General features: G+C 45.6%; 14 protein-coding genes and 1 tRNA gene. 12 read left to right on the forward strand and 3 right to left on the reverse strand.

The features are described from left to right. Nucleotides 1-199 precede the first annotated feature (199 nt). The 3 genes from ONB37_10760 to ONB37_10770 form a co-directional block, all read right to left on the reverse strand. Nucleotides 200-1,654 carry a TrkH family potassium uptake protein gene (locus ONB37_10760; GenBank protein ID MDZ7400634.1) on the reverse strand — a complete coding sequence of 485 codons (1,455 nt, stop codon included), beginning with the start codon at nt 1,652-1,654 and terminating at the stop codon, nt 200-202. 3 nt (nt 1,655-1,657) lie between these two features. Next, nucleotides 1,658-2,416 carry a hypothetical protein gene (locus tag ONB37_10765; GenBank protein MDZ7400635.1) on the reverse strand — a complete coding sequence of 253 codons (759 nt, stop codon included), beginning with the start codon at nt 2,414-2,416 and terminating at the stop codon, nt 1,658-1,660. Nucleotides 2,417-2,994: 578 nt separating this feature from the next. Next, nucleotides 2,995-3,207, reverse strand: a complete 213-nt coding sequence (locus tag ONB37_10770) for an FtsX-like permease family protein (GenBank protein MDZ7400636.1) — start codon at nt 3,205-3,207, stop codon at nt 2,995-2,997. A gap of 390 nt (nt 3,208-3,597) precedes the next feature. Between ONB37_10770 and ONB37_10775 the strand changes: the two genes are divergently transcribed. The 12 genes from ONB37_10775 to ONB37_10830 all read left to right on the forward strand — a co-directional run bounded on the left by ONB37_10775 (nt 3,598) and on the right by ONB37_10830 (nt 19,654). After that, nucleotides 3,598-3,670: transfer RNA gene (locus ONB37_10775), tRNA-Gly, on the forward strand. Nucleotides 3,671-4,066: 396 nt separating this feature from the next. Further along, the gene (locus ONB37_10780; GenBank protein MDZ7400637.1) at nt 4,067-4,978 is read left to right on the forward strand and encodes a hypothetical protein; all 912 of its coding nucleotides are present in this window, start codon (nt 4,067-4,069) and stop codon (nt 4,976-4,978) included. A gap of 284 nt (nt 4,979-5,262) precedes the next feature. Continuing rightward, a complete protein-coding gene (locus tag ONB37_10785) occupies nt 5,263-6,462 on the forward strand; it encodes a tetratricopeptide repeat protein (GenBank protein MDZ7400638.1) in 1,200 nt (399 codons plus the stop codon). Between the two features lie 274 nt (nt 6,463-6,736). Further along, the gene (locus ONB37_10790) at nt 6,737-7,924 is read left to right on the forward strand and encodes a hypothetical protein (GenBank protein MDZ7400639.1); all 1,188 of its coding nucleotides are present in this window, start codon (nt 6,737-6,739) and stop codon (nt 7,922-7,924) included. A gap of 191 nt (nt 7,925-8,115) precedes the next feature. Then, nucleotides 8,116-9,048, forward strand: coding sequence for a CsgG/HfaB family protein (locus tag ONB37_10795; GenBank protein ID MDZ7400640.1), 933 nt, complete (start codon nt 8,116-8,118; stop codon nt 9,046-9,048). Between the two features lie 33 nt (nt 9,049-9,081). Next, the gene (locus tag ONB37_10800) at nt 9,082-10,071 is read left to right on the forward strand and encodes a CsgG/HfaB family protein (GenBank protein ID MDZ7400641.1); all 990 of its coding nucleotides are present in this window, start codon (nt 9,082-9,084) and stop codon (nt 10,069-10,071) included. A gap of 175 nt (nt 10,072-10,246) precedes the next feature. Beyond that, the gene (locus tag ONB37_10805; protein ID MDZ7400642.1) at nt 10,247-10,990 is read left to right on the forward strand and encodes a FecR domain-containing protein; all 744 of its coding nucleotides are present in this window, start codon (nt 10,247-10,249) and stop codon (nt 10,988-10,990) included. A gap of 215 nt (nt 10,991-11,205) precedes the next feature. Continuing rightward, nucleotides 11,206-12,486 (forward strand): DUF512 domain-containing protein, encoded by a 1,281-nt coding sequence (locus ONB37_10810; GenBank protein ID MDZ7400643.1) that lies wholly within the window; start codon nt 11,206-11,208, stop codon nt 12,484-12,486. Beyond that, nucleotides 12,483-13,799: a ribosome biogenesis GTPase Der gene (gene der / locus ONB37_10815; GenBank protein ID MDZ7400644.1), complete on the forward strand. Its 1,317-nt coding sequence runs from the start codon at nt 12,483-12,485 to the stop codon at nt 13,797-13,799. The genes ONB37_10810 and der overlap by 4 nt, the downstream gene beginning before the upstream one ends. A gap of 3 nt (nt 13,800-13,802) precedes the next feature. Beyond that, nucleotides 13,803-15,593 carry a T9SS type A sorting domain-containing protein gene (locus tag ONB37_10820; protein MDZ7400645.1) on the forward strand — a complete coding sequence of 597 codons (1,791 nt, stop codon included), beginning with the start codon at nt 13,803-13,805 and terminating at the stop codon, nt 15,591-15,593. Nucleotides 15,594-15,816: 223 nt separating this feature from the next. Next, nucleotides 15,817-16,446 (forward strand): site-2 protease family protein, encoded by a 630-nt coding sequence (locus tag ONB37_10825; protein MDZ7400646.1) that lies wholly within the window; start codon nt 15,817-15,819, stop codon nt 16,444-16,446. Between the two features lie 349 nt (nt 16,447-16,795). Beyond that, complete coding sequence (locus ONB37_10830) at nt 16,796-19,654, forward strand: NAD-glutamate dehydrogenase (GenBank protein MDZ7400647.1); 2,859 nt, start codon at nt 16,796-16,798, stop codon at nt 19,652-19,654. Nucleotides 19,655-20,220: the final 566 nt, after the last annotated feature.

A 20,220-nucleotide genomic window follows, 5' to 3' on the forward strand; every position in this document is an offset into this window, starting at 1 on the left:
ACAATAATTTTGCAAAAAATCAATGACTTTTCTGAGGCGATCGGGGTTAGCATTGATGATAGAAAAAATAGGGCAAATTCTTGTGAAGAATGCAAGTCGGCTAATCCTTGGCGACGCCAGATGTGCCGTGAATCAAACAATTGAATGGTCACAACAAAAATCCGAAGCCAATGTCAGAAGGAAATGATTTGGCGATTTATCATGGTTTGGCTATCCGCTTCCAAATTTCTGGGAGGAAGAAAATGATCAAACCATAAATTTCCAGCCGTCCGAGCAGCATGACACCAGTCAGAATCCATTTCCCGAATAGCGGAATGTGGTTGAAATTTCCCATCGAGCCAACGGTTCCGAGCCCTGGTCCAACATTGCCCATGGCTGCTACCACACCAGAAAAGGCTGAGAGCCAATCAACGCCTAGGAGAATTATGAGCATCGTCGCGATGAAAATCACTAGCAAATAAACGCAGATAAAGAGAATCGCCATGGCAAGAACGTCTTCGTGAATAACCCTATTATCGATTCTCACCGCTAAAGCAGCATGTGGGTGCTGCAATAATTTCAGTTGTTTGATAATTGCCTTGCCAAGCATAACCATGCGATCAGTTTTGATGCCACCTGAGGTGGACCCGGCACAGGCGCATTGCAATGCAAAAAAGATCAATAAGAGTTTGGCAAGCGCAGGCCATACTGAACTATCGGCGTTTGCGAATCCAGTGGATGTCCCGATCGAAATGATTTGAAACGCAGCATATCGAAGTGAATCTATCCAACGATGGTAAAATGTCCCGTGAAGCTGGATTGTGGTCAGCATGATCCCGAAGATCATCGCCCAGAGATAATATTTGACGATCGTCGATTTAAAAATCGCTTTACTGCCCCTAAAAATTGATGAATAGAGAACTCCAAAATGAATGCCTGACAGGATCATGAAGATGATAATGATCAGCTCAATGAGCGGGCTATGATAATAAGCGATGCTCTCATTCTTGGTTGAAAATCCGCCGGTGGCAACCGTCCCAAATGAGTGGGTCAGCGCGTCGAACAGATTCATCCCAGCCATCATTAAGGCAAGCGTTTCAAGCAGCGTTAGGCCAACATATATGGTCAATAAGATTCTTAATGTAGTGCGCACATTCTGACCGAAGTTCTCCTGGGCTAAAGCTGACATTTCGGACCGATATAAAACCAGCCCAGCGATCCCCATCGATGGCAAAACGGAGAGTACAAACAGAATGATACCCATTCCGCCAAGAAAATGGGTGGTCGATCGCCAAAATAACAATCCTTTGGGCAGGGCTTCAACATTGGTGAGGATTGAAGACCCAGTGGTGGTATAGCCAGATACACTTTCGAACCAGGCATTGGTAAACGAGAATTCTCCCCCCCAAAGAACATAGGGTAAAGAGCCGACCAAACAGGAAAGTAACCAACTGCCAACCACAATAGCTAATCCCTCATTATTTCTGATTGTTTTGGCTGGCGGAACAAATATCAAAGGAAAAATCCCGAAGAGAGCGGTGACAATTGAGCTGTATAGCAGCGGTCGCAACGCTTGATCGCTGTATAAGATCGAAATCATCGCAGCGATGAATAGAAACCCCGCATTGATTAGAAAGACTATGCCTATATATCGAAAGACAATATGAAGTCTCATTTTTTATATGCTCTCTTTTTTAATGATCTCGCATAAATGGCTGATGGAAGCAGCTAAATCATAAATTTCATCTCGTGTTTCGATGGTCACATCGAAAGGAGTCTTTCGTTCCAAAAACTTTTTTACACCATCTGTAAGCTTCATAATGGGACTGACGAAATAATAGTTCACAAAAAAATTGAATAAAAAAGTGAAGACCAAAGCAGCAAGAATGGCAACGATCCCAGGCATGATCGCCCGATTGGCTTTGCTTTGTAACTCAGATGCGGTTTTAAACATGAATTGATCATTCAAGGTGGCTAAATGATTTACCAGTTTTTTCACTTCGAGAAATGGTTCGTGGATCGATTGAGAGTACCAATTTATATCTCCTTGGTTCTGGATATTAATGATCGGCCCCATCCATAACTTTTTATAATTCTGATAGGCTATTCGGATTGAATCGACATAGCGCTGTTCCCCGGGGATCGTGATATTATTTTCCGCAACGGCAAATGCATTTTGGAACAAACTGTCCGCCGAAGCGATAATCTTTCTGCCCTGCTCCCAATTGCCCAAAAGTAACATTAAAAGACCACTGTCCTGGCGCTCTAAGGCTTCGATCATTAACTTGGAGGCATTGATGCTTCGATAATTATCGTTCAACAAATCTTGAATATTCGTACCAATGGTTTTTAACTCATAAATTGACCAGACTCCAGCAATGGATAGCATTACCGCTAATATGAGAAATCCAGATAAAATTTTCATTCGAAGTCGCATTTGAAATTCTCCTCATTCTTGATCAAAAGATTAATTTGCGGGGCCAATAATTGAAATTGCCCATAACCCCATTGGAATTGGGCATCAGCCAAATTTATTATTTTTTTCTTTTCATTTGTATTTGCATTCAAATGGCTGTCTACTAATGCACAAATTAAGTAGATTAAACCAAACATTCAAGTCTTTTGTGAGGCGATCAGGTCCGGTAAAGTCAACTTGAGTTCAAGATCAATCGTTAGTGGAAAACTGAATTACAGTGGATGGCTTTCTAAAAAGTGAAATTTTTCATTTGATAGGAGAGGAGCAATCAAAACCATGAATAGATCAGATGGGATAGATATCTTTTTAGCTTCTCTCCCCAATGGCAGCTCCGTTCGAGATATGCCAATAATTTAAATTTCGTGGAATTTAATTTGAATGGTTTTTCGTGGTAGACAATCAAATGGAAAATCTCTTCTAAGCCACTCATATCGCAAAGCTTCCACTGGATCGATCTTTGCAGCTTTCCGAGCGGGGAACTATCCTGACAGTAAAACGATAGTGGTTAAAATGGCGATAGCGATGAAAACCACGCTCCTTTAAAGCAATGGCCGTCCTAAAAATTGCATCGCACCATCGTTAGCAGGGATCATCCAGATCAATTTGATAATTGCGAGGGCGATCAGCAGTCCAAGGAGGACGCCGACGACCGCGAGCAGCACGGATTCAAAGACGAATTGAAAAATGATTTCGCGGCGTTTTGCTCCGACCGCTCGCTTGATGCCGATTTCTCTAGTGCGATCCTTGGTCAAGTGCCACGCAGCGGCTTTTGACTTTGTTGCAGAATTTTTAGTTACTCTTTGAACCTAAACTCATCCTTTTGTTATTTCAATCGCAGGGATCGAGCTAAAAGTTAAACAATATTTACCCGGATTCCTCACTCCGTTCGAAATGACGTTTATAATTCAAGTTAATGGTTTTCGTTCGGGCACTTGTTCGAGAGGGAATTTAGGAGCAGCTATAAAACAGTGTCATCAGGAATGAACTTGCTGGTTTGGGGGATGAGAAGAGGAAAAAATTTTTCGCGGCCGCGAAACATCCATTGGTTTAGAGCGTTTTAAAAATGGATCAAAAATTTTTCTTGACTTTTTCCAAAAATCTATTAATTTATAACACGAAAGAATTGATAACATGAGATTCAGGCGAATGTAGCTCAGCTGGTAGAGCACTGGCTTCCCAAGCCAGGTGTCGCGGGTTCGAATCCCGTCATTCGCTCTATTTTTTTTAAGGCGAAAAGAGACCGACTGGAAGCAGCATCGGCTATTCTAAGGTCTCTTTTTATTAGTAAGAGATTTGAGAGATTAATGAGCCTCAACTCGATTTGATGAAGAACGAACAGATATTATTCCCTGAGCGACGATCAACTGGTTTTCAGGTATAGTTATATTGCAATTAGTCATACGGTTCTGGCTCCTGTTTGCTTCAATTCGTTTAACAAGAAACATTGAAAAGCCAGCTAATAACCAAAATCCGAGATCCATCGATTTTTTTGCCAAATTTAATTCATCAATAAAATAAATGCTCAAAATTCCCAGGTGAATAGTATTATTTAGGTCTACAAAACTCCGGGAGTTTATGCAAGTCAACTACTAAATAGCAAAGGAGATCGCTATGAAACTATCGGGCATGATTGGAATGTTTGCGGTCATTATATTGAGTTTTGCGGTAATGGCGCAAGCGCAGGTGATTCAAAGTTTTGGTGATAACCAAACCGTGAATTGGTCAAACCAGGTGATTCAGGCGGTAGGAATCGGTTCGCCGAATCCAGATCTGCCCATCGCTGCGCAGCGAGCAGCCGCGATCCGAGCTGCAAAGCTGGACGCCGTTCGAAATATTTTGGAGACCATCAAAGGGATTTATTTGACGTCCGAGACTACGGTTCGAAACGCCATGGTAGAAAATGATGTCATTACCACGAAAGTTCAGGGATTAGCCCAGAACTTCAAGCAGGTAGGCGAGCCGCGCTATATGTCGGACGGCTCGGTGGAAATCACGGTGGAAATGCCGATCACTGGCGGCATCTTGGATGCCTTGCTTCCATCGCAATTTGGCGGTGGCAGACTGATGACAGCCGGCCAGATGGTTTGTCCGACCTGCGGACAACCATGGCCCCAGGGACGGCCAGTCCCGCCAGGCGTGCAATTGCAACAAGTTGGTGGAGCAACCACCCCAATGGCTAGCGCAGTTTATACAGGTTTAATCATCGATTGCAAAGGACTGGGTGTTCGACCTGCAATGGCTCCTAAGGTCCTCGATGAGCAAGGAAACGAAATTTATGGATCAAAATTCGTCAGCCGAGAATGGGCCGTCGAGATCGGCATGGTTGGATATGATAAGGACCTAATGCGCGCCCGTCAAAACGACCGCGTGGCTAATAATCCTCTGGTCATTAAAGCGCTCCAGGCCTCAGGACCCAACAAAACCGATGTCGTCATCTCCAATGCCGATGCCGCGCTGATCCACCAGGCCGCTGCGAATCAAAATTTCTTGGATAAATGCAAGGTGATGTTCATTGTAAATTAGTTGGTCCCTTTTGAAAAAGAGATTAGACTAATTCATCGGCTGGCCGAAAAAAAACGGTCATGCTGGTTTTCAATTAGCAAAGACGCTTGCAAAATAGAAGCAAATTTTCATGTCATGCCATCCGGCTACTATCGGACAGGCATCTCATGATGTTCCATTTATCCGAATCAAAGGGCTCATACATCCGCAGGAGTGACACTCACAATAAGCAAGACGCAGCGCTGCCTCACGATTGAGCAGGTGGCGCACAATGAAGTCGAATTTTATCGGATAGGAGATCAAATATGGACAGACGAATATTCCATCTCAGTGCAACGCTTATCATCGGCGTTTTTTTATTTAGCATGATCGGCTGTGGTCCTAAACCAATGAAAGAGGCTTCGGTGCTGGATACGCCAGAGAATCATTTCAATCGAGGGATGATTGAATATGAACGAGGTGATTTGACCACAGCGTTGGCCTCCTTTGAACGCGCCAAAGCATTGAATCCCAATTTTGGCCCTGCATATTCTGGCATGGGGTTGGTGTATGCTAAACAAGCCCAACAAACCCAGGACAAAAAAGCAGCGGAAGCCCTGTTTAAGAAGGCTTACGATTTTGCTAATGAGGGGATTAGCAAGAGTGATAAATCGCTAGATGTTCACATTATCAAAGGGAGGATTATCACGCTGGAGCGCAAGGGAGATGATTGGGTCGAAGATGCCGCCGATGCGTTTAATAAGGCGATCAAGCTGAATCCCAACAGCAGCAAGGCCTGGTACTATTTGGGCATTACATACAAAGAAGGATTTCAGTTCGGCAAAGCGGTGGATGCATTCCGCAAGGTGGTAGAGTTGAAGGGCGATTATGCAGAGGAAGCCAACAACGAATGGGAATTGGTTCAAAAGATCGAACGTGCCAAACCAGGCACCAAGGTTGGTGCGAAAATCGCTTTGATCAACAAGATCAATCGGGCTGACCTGGCTGTGCTATTAATGGAAGAGTTGAAGCTGATGACTTTAATCGAGAAAAAGCGTCCAGAGGTATTTGATACTCGATTCCGTGCACCAGAAGACGCCAGCAAGCTCCAGGCGACCCAGGTGACCAAGATGGAAGCCGCTACTGATATCAAAGGACATTGGGCTGAACCCTGGCTGCGCGACATTATCAAAGCTCAGATCCCCGGGCTGGATCCTTATCCCGATCATACATTTCATCCTGATGAGCCGATCGATCGCGCCAATTACGCTCAGGTGATGCAAAGCATCATGATACTGGTCACCGGCGATGAAAGCTTAGCGACAAAGTATGTTGGCGAACCTTCCCGTTTCCCAGATGTATCCAGCAGCAATTTTGCTTATAATGCCATGGCATTGATGGTAGATCGCGGGATTATGAAAGCCGACAAAATTTCAGGAGCGTTTCGACCCAAAGAGTCGATGTCTGGGGCGGATGCGCTGCTGGCGATCCGAGAATTTCAGAACGCTTTGCGAATCACATTCTGATGCATGTTTAAGGGCTGGCATAGCGTGCCAGCCCTTTTATTCTGAGAATTGCTCAAAACCAAAAATAGCCTATAACTCGCTTTGCGATAGCAGAAGAAAGATGAAAAGAATCGGCTATTCAATCGAAGGTTCAGTATTTTCCCCAGATTTATAATAGCGACCAAAAGTTTTAGAAGCGATCAGATCGCGAAGCGAATAGCTTAGAGTTCAGTTTGAACCAACCTGACATGAAACGGGTGATAGCACAAGGAGGATAGGAGCCTTGAGAGCAAAAATGAGCAAACAGATTCAAGTTGGCGTTATGATCAGCTTAGTGATTGGATGGGCTATAATCGCTCATGCTCAGCAAGCGACCCAAACAGTGATAGCCAAAGGGGTTGCCACGGTATTTGGGGAAGATAAGGGTTTAGCCCGGGACCAAGCGATCAACGATGCGCTAAGAAAAGCGGTCGAACAGACGCTGGGGACCTTTGTCCAAGCATCGACGCTGGTACAGAATAGCATGGTGATTGAGGATAATATATTGGCCTGGTCGGATGGTTATGTGCGTTCGCACCGCATTGTGAGCGAAGGGATGGCCGATGCTTCGACCTATGAGGTCACCATTGAAGCTGTGGTCGAGTTGGCGAATTTGAGAAACGATTGGGAATCGCTACAAAATTTGCTCAACCGCATGGGCAATCCGCGGATGATGTTCATGATCGAAGAGCAAAACATTGGTCAATCGACCAATCAATTTAATTATCTGTCAGTAGATATGAACATCACAGAGACGACACTATTGGACAAGTTTATTCAGAACGGTTTTGAGTGTGTTGATCCAGCCACGGTGCGGCAGAACCTCAAGCAGGAGCAAGCAGCGGCGATCTTACAGGGGGACACGCAGTTGGCAGCCACTTTAGCCAAAAAATTGGGCGCTGAAGTGGTGGTGACGGGCAAGGCGTTCGCCAAAGTAGCCACTGGGATAAACCTGGGCGGCATGAAATCTTGCCAGGCGAATGTCACAGCGCGGGTAATTCGTGCCGATGTCGCGACGATCATCGCCACAGCTTCGCAGCATGCAGCATATCCGCACATCGATGAAGTGACCGGTGGAACTGAGGCGATCAAAAAGGCGACCAATAAATTGGCCGATGAGCTCATCGCAAAAATCGCTCAGGTCTGGAAGGATGAATTTTATAAAGCGACGACGGTTAAATTAATCGTCAATGGCATCAATTCGTTCGATCAGCTCAATAGCTTCCAGAGCACATTGAAGTTTTACATCCGAGGAATTAAAGATATCTATACGCGTGAAGTCTCTGGCAGCATTGCTGAGTTAGATGTGAAGATGACTGGCAACGCCAACCAATTGGCGCGGGAGCTGGAGCGAAAGAATCTCGATAAATTCAAAGTCCGGATCATTGGACTGACGATGAACAAGATTACCCTTCAATTGTCAGAGAAGCAGATGCAAGAATAATTAGTTGCTGCTGCAAAATTCGAACATATTAAAAAGTGACGTCATTCCGGCCGCAGCGAGGAATCTCATAAAAATTGAAACCGTGATCTAAAAGACTTGGAAATGTCTGCATGCTCAGGCATGACATTTTGCCTTGTTTCCGAAATTTGCAACAAGAACTAACCAGAGATTAGCAGTAAGGAGATTGTGCGATGAGATTTAGCAGGAATTGTTTCATTACATTTGTTTTGATTGGTTTCGTTTTTGTCGTCACCTTAAATACGACAGCACAAACCAAAAAACGCGTGGCGGTTTTTGCATTTGAGGACAAAACGGATCATCATTGGCATTGGTGGACTGGCCAACCAGTTGGAGAGGGGATGGCCGATATGCTGACGACCGAACTTGTAAAATCGGGCAAATATCAGGTGATCGAGCGCCAGGCCATTGAGAAGATCATGCAAGAGCAGCAATTGGGCCAGACTGGGATGATTACGCCGCAAAGTGCAGCGAAAGTAGGCCAATTGCTCGGCGTGGAGCTAGCGATTATCGGTGCGGTCACCGAGTTCGGCTATAAAAAGAGCGATGTGGGGGGCGTATTGAAGAAACAAGGTTTCGGATTGGGCGTCCAATCTGCCTCAGCTTCGGTTGGGATTGACGTGCGATTTGTCAATACCAATACTGGAGAGATCATCGCAGCCGACAACGTTCGGAAAGTGGAGAGCAAGAAAGGCCTCAACTTAGACACCCAAAAGTTCTCATTTGAGAATAAAAATGAATTCGATGAATCGTTGGTTGGGAAAGCTACCCGCAAGGCGATCGAAGAGATCATGGCCAAATTGGACACTCAATTGGGCAATCTGCCTTGGCAAGCCAAAGTGATCAAAGTTGCCGACAATATGGTCTATATTAATGCGGGTTCTGAGGCTGGGGTAAATGTAGGAGATATTTTAGCAGTAATCACGCGCGGGGAGGAGCTAATCGACCCTGACACTGGCCTTTCTTTGGGCGCTGAGGAGCGCCAGGTTGGCCTTATTGAAGTCGTCGATAATAGCATTGGCAATGGGAAGGCGTCGAAATGCAAGATCAAATCGGGCGGTGGGTTTCAACAGGGGGATTTGGTACGTCAGCGTCCGACTAAATAGGCGAGGGAAATGTTCCTCATTTTTGGGGAAAAAATGCTGATCAGCAAGGCAAAAATTGCAGTTGCCTTTATCCTGTTTCTGCTTTTGTTGGTAGCTTGTGCGTTAATGCCCGAGCTGGACTCGAGCCGAACGGATCGTATCGTCAAAGGGCCTGAGTTCGTCCCATATTATGGTCTGAAGCGCCGACTTGCGATTCTTGATTTTGAAAATCTATCGGATTTGGGGGGTGCTAAATTTGGGAGTGCGATTGCCGATCAATTGATCAGCTTGGTCGCTCGCTCCAATCGCTATACGTTAGTTGAGCGATCTCAGATCGAACAAATTTTGCGGGAACAAGCCCTGGGGCAATCAGGCGCTGTTGCCGAGCAAACCGCCCCTGAAGTTGGCAAATTATTAGGGGTCGAAGCATTGGTCCTGGGTAAGATCCTATCCGCTAGTGAAACCACTGAACTGAGGAAGATAGAAGATGAGGAAAAAAAGTGGTCATTCAAATTAAAGACCACGATCGGTGAGGTTCGGCTCGCGTATAAGATTGTAGATACATCAACGGGAGAAATCCTCTTTGCGAACGATATCACAGAAAGAGAAATAAAACCCTCTTTTGGCTTGAAAACCAAAACGATCGATCTGGAAAACTGGGGGGATTTCGAGAATACAGTGCTCGGACTGGCGGTTCGCAAAGCTGTGAACCGAATGGCTCAGGACATCGTCGATTGTGTATCCAGAATTGACTGGGTTGGCACAGTGGTTCAATGCAAGGGAGATAGCGTCGTCTATTTCACCCCAGGTCGAAATGCCGGGATCGAGCTGGCCCAGCTATTTGAGATCTTCAATAAGCCGCTTGGCCTATTGGACAGCTTGGCGCAATCCGATTCGGACAGCACTAACCAATCCAAGGCCAAGATAAAAGTGGTTGGCTTTGTTGGCGATCGAGTGGCCAGGGCGCAGGTTGTCGAGGGAAAGAACATTCAACGCGGGGATATCGTCAGACCATTGCATCGCGTTTGGAACGATCTTCAATGAGCGAATCGGATGGACGATTGAACAGTCAGCAGTTTGAGCAAAATGTCCGTTGCAAGTGATCGAACGTAGCGGATGAGATGAATTTCAGAATCGGCTTTTTAAGAACGACCGAGAGAGACGAAATTGGTTGTCTTCCTTCGGTCGTTTTAAATTTAATAAATTGGGAGCAAGCACCATGAACAAGCAACTCGTATTTTGGGGGGGATTGCTGCTGGTAGTGATTTTGATCGTTTATGGCTTTTTGCCAGCGGGAAAAAGCAGCATTGGGAGTGTGAATTTCATCCTTGGAGATGCCGAGGATGTGATGATCCTGAGGGCCGGCCACGATACCTGGGAGCCAGCAAAGCTGTATCAGCCAATATTTGCTGGTGATCAAATTAAGACCAATCAAGAATCGCGGTGTGAGACCAAACTCGTCAGTCGCGGTGTCGTTCGAATCGGCGAAAATTCGATTTTTGAGTTTAGCGAAGATTTGCTGAAGAAAAAATTAAATGCCAATTTGAAAACTGGCAGCATCTGGGCTAATATTCGGTTGACGGGGAGGGATTCGAATTTCTGGATCAGAACGCCCAACGCGGTCTGTTCAGTTCGAGGAACTATTTATCGGATCGATGCAGATTCGTCCACCCAGGTAAAGGTCTATCAGGGCCAAGTGGATGTCGGACCGCTCTGGCTGGTAAAGCGGGATAGTTCTGGGACTCGGCAATCTGGGATTTTTCAAGCTCCGACACCGGTGCCTGGTCCCAGCCAAGTGCCTGGTCCATTCGAAGTATCGCTGGATCATTGGATTCAAATTGTAGCTGGTCAACAGATCGAAGTCCGTGCAAACGGCAAATATTATAAATCAAATTTCGATTTGCAGCAGGATCAAGACAATGATTGGGTGCGGTGGAATCAGCAGCGGGATCAGATGAAGTGACATGTTGCTCGGTCAATCGACTCCTTGTTTTGTTTAATGTGGTAAGCTGAACACCCTCAATGATCGCAATGCTCCAAAAGTAGTTGGTCGATCGAATAAACCATATTTTCATAAAGCCCAGGATTATCAAACTGGGCTTCTTCTTATTTGAATCAAATGGCTTTCTGATAAATCGCACGCGTTTGCCGGCATTTATGTGAGTGATCCATTCAACAATGAAAATCATCGGCTTTGAAAACAATAGTCTCGCTGCGGAAGCGGGGCTTCAGGTGGGGGATGATCTCACCAAAATTAATGATCATCAGATCGGCGATGAGCTCGATTTTCAGTTCTATGCGAGCGATGAACTGCTCGAAATCGAAGTGCTGAGAGATGGCGAACGATTCATTTTCGAGATCGAAAAAGATTATGATGAATCGCTGGGTATTATTTTTGAGGAGACCAAATTTCGCTGTTGTGGAAATCACTGCATCTTCTGTTTCGTCGATCAGAACCCTCAGGGGTTGAGACCCAGCCTCTATTTCAAAGATGAAGATTTTCGGCTGTCATTTTTGTATGGCAATTACGTTACGCTTACCAATGTCAGTCGCTCTGATCTGAAGCGCATCGTCAGGCAAAGGTTATCGCCCCTGTATGTATCAGTTCACAGTACCGATTTGACCATCCGAAAATTGTTGCTAGGGATAACTAAGGATGATCATTTATTGGAAAAAATCCGCTATTTGGTCGAGCATCGGATTGAGTTGCATGCCCAGATCGTGCTCTGTCCTGGGATCAATGATGGTCAAGGCTTGCAAAGAACGATAGATGATCTGGCAAGGTTTTACCCTCAACTCAAGTCTGTAGCCATCGTTCCAGTTGGGCTCACCCGGCATCGCCAGGGATTGTATCAGCTCGCTTCAGTAACACCGGCTTTCGCCGCAGCGCTGATCGATCAAGTGGAGCCGATTAGCGAGCATTTCAAACAGATTTGGGACGATTATTTCGTCTATCTCGCCGATGAATTTTATTTATTAGCAGCACAGCCCCTACCTCTTGCGCAACGGTATGAGGATTTTCCTCAGATCGAAAATGGTGTAGGCATGACGCGACATTTCATCGATCAGTTCGAGGAACAAAGCTTTCAGTTTCCGCATAGAATAAGCACCAGCAAAACGATGACGCTGGTGACGGGTATGCTGGCCGCGCCGATGATCGGGACAGTGGTCCTGCCTCGTCTCAATCAGATCGAGCATCTGAATGCCAAGCTGAGAATTATCCGGAATGATTTTTTTGGACCAAGTGTCACGGTTACTGGGCTGCTGACCGGGCAGGATATTTACCACCAATTGAAGGACGAGGCGCTCGGCGACGTAATTGTGCTTCCAGCCAACTGCATCAACTATGACAGCGTATTTTTAGATGACTGGACCCCAGAACAATTGGCGGAACGGTTAGAGCGGCCAGTGAAATTGATCGATACTGATTTTCTTCGTTTGTTTGAGAGTTTCGAATGAGCAAACCGATTCTGGCAATCATTGGTCGGCCGAATGTGGGCAAATCAACCCTGTTCAATCGGATCATCCGGAAGCGCGATGCCATTGTCGATGATCAACCTGGCGTTACTCGGGATCGCAAATATGCCGATGCTGAATGGAGTGGTGTCAATTTCACGATTGTTGATACCGGCGGCTATTTACCAGATAGCGAGAACTTGATCCATCAGGCGGTGCTCAATCAGGTGCACCAAGCCATTGACGAGGCGGATGTGATCGCGTTTCTAGTCGATGTCACAACTGGTATTACGGTCATTGACCAGGAGATCACCCGCATCTTAAAGCGATGTAACAAACCGATCATTGTGGCTGTGAACAAAGTCGACAATGAGATTCGAGAATTGGAAGTGCCGGCCTTCTATCAGTTAGGTCTGGGAGACCCGGTTCCAGTTTCGGCGATCAGTGGGAGAAGCGTGGGTGATTTTCTGGACTTGGTGATCGAGCGTTTCCCGGCTGCAAAATTATCTATTGGAGCAGAAGAAGAACCCGAGATCAAAATTGCAGTTGTCGGCAAACCCAATGTCGGCAAATCATCGTTTGTCAATGCCGTATTAGGGCAAGAAAAGGTGATCGTGACGCATATTCCAGGCACGACGCGCGATGCCATCGATACACCGTTTAAATATTATGGTCGTCGGTTTTTATTGATCGATACCGCTGGGTTGCGCAAACGATCGCGGATCAAAGAGGCTGTGGAATATTTCAGTACGGTACGAAGCGTTACCAGTATTCAGCGTTGCGATGTCGCGGTGGTGGTCATCGATGCTCAGGATGGCATCACGGACCAGGATAAGACAGTGATTCACCAGGCAGTGCAATTTAAAAAAGGGGTTGTGCTGGCTATTAACAAGTGGGATCTGATCGAAAAAAACGCAGATACAGCGATGGAATACCAGCGACGGATCTACGAGGCGATTCCATATTTTTCGTATTTGCCAACGATTTTTATATCCGCGCTAACGCGGCAGCGCGTATTCAAGGTGATCGAGACCGCCCAATCGGTATTCGAACAGCGCAGCAAACGGATCGCGACCAGCGAATTGAACGATTATTTTGAGCCGATCATCGCAGAAACACCACCAGCTGCGGTGGCGGGAAAGGAGATCAAGATCAAATACGTAACTCAGATCAAAGCGAGTCCGCCAGTGTTCGCTTTTTTCTGCAATCATCCCAAGCTAATTAAGGCCAATTATCGCTCTTTTCTCGAAAACAAGCTTCGAGAACGATTTGGATTTTTGGGGGTGCCGTTAACTTTGGTTTTCAGGAGAAAGTAACTTGTGAAAAGATTCTTGGTTAAACTCCTGTTCGCAACATGGATCCTCGCTTCTGGGGCACATGCCCTCTCAGGATTTACGCATCTTCGGGCAGCTTATGAGCAGGGGCAGATAAGTTATGAGCAGTATCTGGTAAATAGCGCCTTACAGATCTTTGATCCAGAAAAAGTGCCTTCGATTCATCAGATCCCATCCGATCAATTGCCGCTCAAAACAGGCACATTTGTGATCCAAGAGATCAAGGCCAATTGGGATCGGCTCAGCCCCCAATCGCAAGCCATGTTAACGCCATATTTCCAGCGACCGGCGCTGCCGCTGAGTATTCGCAGCGCCAGTGGCCAATTTCGAATTCATTATACGCGTGATGGAAGTAATCGCGTAGATGGCACTGATCGTGACAGCAATGGGATTCCTGATTTTGTAGAGGCAGCAGCCGAATATTTCGATCATACCCATCATGTGATTGTGGATCGTCTCGGCTATCAATCGCCTCCAGCAGATTCAGGTGGCAAAGGCACAGCTTTTGATATTTATTTGATAAGCCTTCATAATACCTATGGCATCACCTGGCTGGAGGAGTCGGTACCTGGAAAAAAGGACGCCTATTCCTGCTATATTGAGGTGGATAATGACTTCCTTGGATTTAAAACCCCGGCCCTGGGAGCGCTCCAAGTCACCAGCGCCCACGAATATTTTCACGCTGTGCAGGTGGGATATCGCTATCGCGATGAAGATGTCTTTTTCATGGAGATGTGCTCCACATGGATGGAGGATTACATTTACGATGAAGTGAATGATTATTTATTTTATTTGGACAATTTTTTCAATGCCATCAACTATCCGTTTTATTATACCAACGGCAGTTGGTTTGAGTACGGCTCATGCTTATGGAACCACATGATCGTGAAAAAATATGGGCCAGAGGTCATCCGCGAGATATGGCAGGCCATCCCGCAACAAACCGCCTTTAGCGCTATCCAACAGGTGCTTCCCAAGTACGGCACTACCTTTAATCAAGAGCTCGCTTCGTTTGGCATCTGGAATTATTTCACTGGTAGCCGGGCCGATACCATTAAATACTATCCAGATGGTCATCTATATCCGGAGATCAAGATTTTCGGGAAATACACCCTCCAGGGCAACTCCCTTGTTCTCACCGAACAAATGCGAAAACTTTCTTCGACGTATTTTCAACTCATCGATATTTATGGCGGCACAACGATCGGCTTGGTGATCACTAATTTTCAGACGCCGGATGCCAATTATTTGACCAGCGATCGAGCCAGCTTCAATTTGCATGTCACTTCCATCGCCACCGAGCGTGGAGAAGACAGTGAATTCCTGTTCCTGATTAACAATCTGATCAGATTGAACGATCATGTCGGGGTGCGATTGGGGGAAGACCCCAATGCGACAAACCAATGGCAGGCGCAGGCAATTGTCATGGACGATCGCAGTGGGGCTGAGATCATCCAATTTTTTCCAGCGACCTTTCAAAAGATGTATCACAATTACATCTATAAAATCTTCCCCAATCCTTTCATCATAGGTTTGCATGACTCAGTGAAGGTATATAATGTCATCGCTGAACCCAATGTACCGACCAGCATTCAAGTCTTTTCAGCCGATGGACGATTGATCAGATCGAACCAATTTGACCAGTCCCAATATCGCTATAGCTGGAACGGCCGAAACAGCGATGGAGAACTTGTGAGCAGCGGGGTGTATGTGATTGTGCTGCGCGCTGGTGGGATGACCGATATGAAAAAGTTGGCTGTAGTGCGGAAAAGATGAGCAGGCTTGAATTTCTAAATCGAAGTTTTGCCAAAGAACCATAACAGGGGAATCGAATGAAATTGAACAGGTTTCATGTTCGCAAAATTTTTCCCCATGTGTTTTAATGATATCTATGCTTTTCCGATTTACTGCCATCGTTCAGTTTCAAACTTCTTAGCAATCTATTCGGACCAGAGCGATCTGGCTGATTCACAAAACAGAATGAATTTACTGAAGGCAAATGATGCATCAATTGACCGATTATTTAATCATGGCCCCAGCGATTTTGGTCGCTTTGACCATTCATGAATTTGCCCACGGATATATTGCTTATCGTCTCGGCGACCCTACCGCCAAATTGTCGGGACGACTGAGCCTCAATCCGCTGGTCCACTTAGACTTGCTCGGAACTGCCATGTTGTTTATTGCAGGCGTTGGCTGGGCTAAACCAGTACCGGTAAACCCACAATATTTTCGACAACCGAAACGCGATTTGTTATGGGTTTCGTTGGCTGGTCCTGCCTCGAATTTGTTTTTGGCATCCCTATTTGGCCTTGGCTTGCGGCTGTTCTCGGATGATGCGATCTATCAAATGAGCATGCTGGTGGCAATGATATGGTATGGCATGAGCATTAATATCGTTCTGGCTGTGTTTAACCTAATACCCATTCCGCCACTGGATGGGTCAAAAATCCTATTCGGGCTGATCCCAGATCGCTATGAATCCAAATTGTCACCGCTGATGAAATTCGGTCCTACTATCTTGATCGCTGTCATCCTATTCGGATTCATCACGAAAAAATCCATCTTTTCAATGGTGATCAAACCGTTTGTCCAGTTTTTTAGCCGTATATTTGCTGGAATCAGTTAAATTCAATTTTGCTTCATTTCTTGCCCACTAAATGATCGACTCCTGCTTGCCATTAGTCCCGTTGATACCATCGTCCCTCCAATTGATTTTAGGCGCAAAATTATATGCCATGATCTCTTGCTGAAATGACTTTTATTCCCAATTTTGGGGATTGTCAAAGAAGATAATCGCTATGGCTGCGCATTTTCACTGCATTATTCCCCATATCTAAGAAAATTTCCTTGATATTTTGTAATAATTTGTTATATTAAAGCTCAGAATTCATGAACATGGCTACATAATCGCGGCGGCATCATTCATTATTTCGAAATAGAGATCATCTTTGGATTATTTTATGGAGAATTGACGTATGGAAATTTATCAAGAGGCATCACAAGCGACCGGATTATCGGTCAATGATGTGAAGAAGATTGAGGAATTGATTTTGCGCAAAGGGACATTTTCTCAAGAGCGGGTTAAGAACGGATTGTATACTTTTTTTTGCAAGATCGGTATGGTGCCGTACTATTTTCAGACGACCCCGATTGAGACCATCGCCAATCATATCGAATCGCTACTAGCGGCGGAAGTGATTGCTATCAATCGAGGAAGTAATCAGCTTGATGTGGATTTTGTGAGCGAACGAGAAGATTCAGCGATGTATTTTGTGAATGATGATCACTATAAGGCGGTTGAGATCGAACGACGACTGGAGCGATTGTTTCCTGCTTACCGATTGCAAAGCTATCGAACCCCTGGTATCGATCTTGAATCCCATTTTAGAAGTTATTTTGCCTCTCGCCCTGATTATGTCCAACCTGACGCAGCGCCGACCGAAACCGACATCCACAAAGTCGCCGCGAAACAGTTTTTAGCCAGCGTGCCTGAAGAGACAAAGGAGCGATATCAAAGCCTCTTGAAGAAATCGATCATGTGGAATCAGCCGTATATCGAGGTGACTGAAGAGGTTCGTGGGGAAACCCGGTTTATGATCAGCGTCCCGCAAAATGGGGCATATCGTTTCTTATCTGGCATTTCAGACATTATTAACTATTATGGGCTCGTGAGCAATCATAAATATGCAGAGCCGTTCTCCAATGGCAAGCTCATCATTTCAGTCTATCTCGATGCAGAAAAGACCAAGCCGCACATTGACGACATGGTCACTGATATCAGCCTTATCTATGTCAACCCTGAAAATGAATTGTCACCCCTAATTCGGAGCAATACGCTTTCGGTGCATGAGGCGTTCTACGCGCGCGGTGCATGGAAATTCACACACCAATTCTTGACCAGCTTTACAGATGAATATATGGCGATCTGGGCAGAACTGAAAGACCGTCCAGAGTTAGTCGATATTTTGAGCACCATGCGAACTCGGCTGGTGAAGGATTCCTATACCGAATCCCGCATCGTTCAAACTATTTTTAGCCACCCAGCTATCATCAAAAAGCTGTATGCTCAATTTGAGGACAAATTCAATCCGCATAAACAATCCTCTGCCCAGCTTGAACCAATTGACATTGAATCTGTTGGGAATGAGATCGATCGGGTGATTTTGCAGTCGTTTGTGCTGTTTAATGATGTTGTATTGAAGACAAATTTCTATAAGCGAAATAAGACATCATTAGCTTTCCGATTAGATCCGAGCAAATTTCTAGACCCAATCGAATATAAGGAGAAGCCCTATGGGGTGTTTATGATCCTCGCCAAGGAGATGCGCGGCTTTCATGTTCGGTTCCGCGATATTGCCCGGGGTGGCATCCGCATTGTCAAGTCCCGCGACCAAGAAGACTACGACAAGAACTCAGACTCCATTTTCGATGAAAACTATAACCTGGCGTTTACGCAGCAGAAGAAAAATAAGGACATCCCAGAAGGCGGGTCGAAGGGGACGATTTTGCTCAATCTCGAATATCAGGATAAAGGAGAGTTGGCATTTGAGAAATATATCGATGGTCTGCTGGATGTCATTCTTCCTGATGAATCAATAAAAGATTATTTCGGCAAGGAGGAAATTTTATTTCTCGGTCCAGATGAAGGGACGGCTGAATTGATGAGCTGGGCGTCATGGCGGGCAAAGCAGCGGGGCTATAAGTTCTGGAAGGCCATCTCCACGGGTAAACCTGTCAGCGAGGGAGGCATCCCCCACGACTTGTATGGCATGACTACCAATTCGGTGCACGAATATGTGCTCGGAATTCTCAATAAGCTTGGGATCAAAGAAGAGAATATTACCAAGGCACAAACTGGAGGCCCAGACGGCGATTTGGGAAGCAATGAGATCTTGATCTCTAAAGATAAAACGCTCTGTGTGATTGATGGCAGCGGCGTGCTGTATGATCCTGAGGGGATTGATCGAGCTGAGTTGACTCGACTTGCCAAAAAACGCGTCATGGTGGAGCACTTCGATAAAAATAAATTGAGCAAAAAGGGCTTCTTTGTTCATATCAATGATCGAAATGTCAAATTGCCAGATGGTACGCTAGTTGAAAGCGGTCTGGCATTTCGGAATACATTTCATCTCAACCCCATTTTAAAGGCCGATTTGTTCGTTCCCTGTGGCGGTCGTCCCAATTCAGTGAATATTCAAAATTGGAAGCAAATGCTGGACGAGAATGGGGCCCCGCGTTTCAAATATATCGTTGAAGGCGCCAATTTATTTCTCACTCAGCAAGCGCGACTGGAGCTTGAAAAAAAGGGCGTCATCATTTTCAAGGATGCCTCGGCCAATAAAGGAGGGGTGACGTCATCCTCCCTGGAAGTGTTGGCATCATTGGCATTGACGGATGAGGAATACGAGCGTCTCATGTGCGTGAAGGACGGGGTGATCCCAGAATTCCGCAAGAATTATGTGAACGATGTCATTGGCATCATCCGCGAAAATGCACGGCTCGAATTCGAAGTGATTTGGAAAGAAAACCAAAAATCCAAAACACCAATGGCTATTTTATCGGATCAATTGAGTGATAAGATCAATAAGGTCACCGATTCCATCCATCGCTCCGATTTATTTGATGATTTGGCCCTGCGAAAGGCGGTGATCGAGCGGCACTGCCCTGCGGCATTGGTCAAATTGCTGGGCATCGACGAAATTTTGGCACGCGTTCCGGAAAATTATCAGCGCGCCATTGTCTCCTCGTGGCTGGCAAGCCATTTTATTTACGAATTCGGCCTGGATGCCGACGAGATCGATTTCCATAGCTTCTTGCGCCGATTTGCCTGCTAATTGGGAGAAGGGCTCGTCGCCTAATTTTTGCCATCCGTTCATATCGAATGTCAAGGCAAGAATTCTGAAAAATTGAAATCGATATCATCCCAATGCACCAGCGTCGGGCGGTGAGGAATTTCTTAAATCTTCAATACTCAAAAAAGTTTCTTTACCGCCCGCGGCCGGGTGCGTGCAACAAATCAATACTTGAGAGTTTTGCAAGAGCCTATTATCAATTCTCGAATAAATGCTGGCTTTTTAGACGGAATTTCGGCAATAGACGAATTGAAAATCGAGTTGTGACGATTAGCTTATGGTGCAAGTTTTTTCACTGGATGAGTATGCAATTTGATGCCAGAAATAGCTGAATAGCTGAAGGCTGTTCATTTCAGCAGTCAAAAAATAAAGGCTTAGCAGTGATATAAATTGTTGCGAGGTGGCATTATTGTTGCAATGTTTAAATAAAAGTAAGGTCACAAATGGGGAGGGATAAAAACCATTTGTGACCTAATTGGAGGTTTTGATGCACGAAATTTATGGGGTTGGAATTGCCGTTCCAACGAAAGGAATTTTTTCGTGCATTC

Source organism: candidate division KSB1 bacterium (assembly GCA_034506395.1).
Taxonomy (GTDB): domain Bacteria; phylum Zhuqueibacterota; class Zhuqueibacteria; order Thermofontimicrobiales; family Thermofontimicrobiaceae; genus Thermofontimicrobium.

Bases quoted from the DNA above. Each gene is read 5' to 3' on its own strand.
- ONB37_10760 (MDZ7400634.1), bottom strand. From the start codon at position 1,654: ATGAGACTTCATATTGTCTTTCGATATATAGGCATAGTCTTTCTAATC.
- ONB37_10780 (MDZ7400637.1), top strand. From the start codon at position 4,067: ATGAAACTATCGGGCATGATTGGAATGTTTGCGGTCATTATATTGAGT.
- ONB37_10825 (MDZ7400646.1), top strand. From the start codon at position 15,817: ATGATGCATCAATTGACCGATTATTTAATCATGGCCCCAGCGATTTTG.
- ONB37_10805 (MDZ7400642.1), top strand. From the start codon at position 10,247: ATGAACAAGCAACTCGTATTTTGGGGGGGATTGCTGCTGGTAGTGATT.
- ONB37_10810 (MDZ7400643.1), top strand. From the start codon at position 11,206: ATGAAAATCATCGGCTTTGAAAACAATAGTCTCGCTGCGGAAGCGGGG.
- ONB37_10795 (MDZ7400640.1), top strand. From the start codon at position 8,116: ATGAGATTTAGCAGGAATTGTTTCATTACATTTGTTTTGATTGGTTTC.
- ONB37_10800 (MDZ7400641.1), top strand. From the start codon at position 9,082: ATGCTGATCAGCAAGGCAAAAATTGCAGTTGCCTTTATCCTGTTTCTG.
- ONB37_10790 (MDZ7400639.1), top strand. From the start codon at position 6,737: ATGAGCAAACAGATTCAAGTTGGCGTTATGATCAGCTTAGTGATTGGA.
- ONB37_10785 (MDZ7400638.1), top strand. From the start codon at position 5,263: ATGGACAGACGAATATTCCATCTCAGTGCAACGCTTATCATCGGCGTT.
- der (MDZ7400644.1), top strand. From the start codon at position 12,483: ATGAGCAAACCGATTCTGGCAATCATTGGTCGGCCGAATGTGGGCAAA.
- ONB37_10765 (MDZ7400635.1), bottom strand. From the start codon at position 2,416: ATGCGACTTCGAATGAAAATTTTATCTGGATTTCTCATATTAGCGGTA.
- ONB37_10830 (MDZ7400647.1), top strand. From the start codon at position 16,796: ATGGAAATTTATCAAGAGGCATCACAAGCGACCGGATTATCGGTCAAT.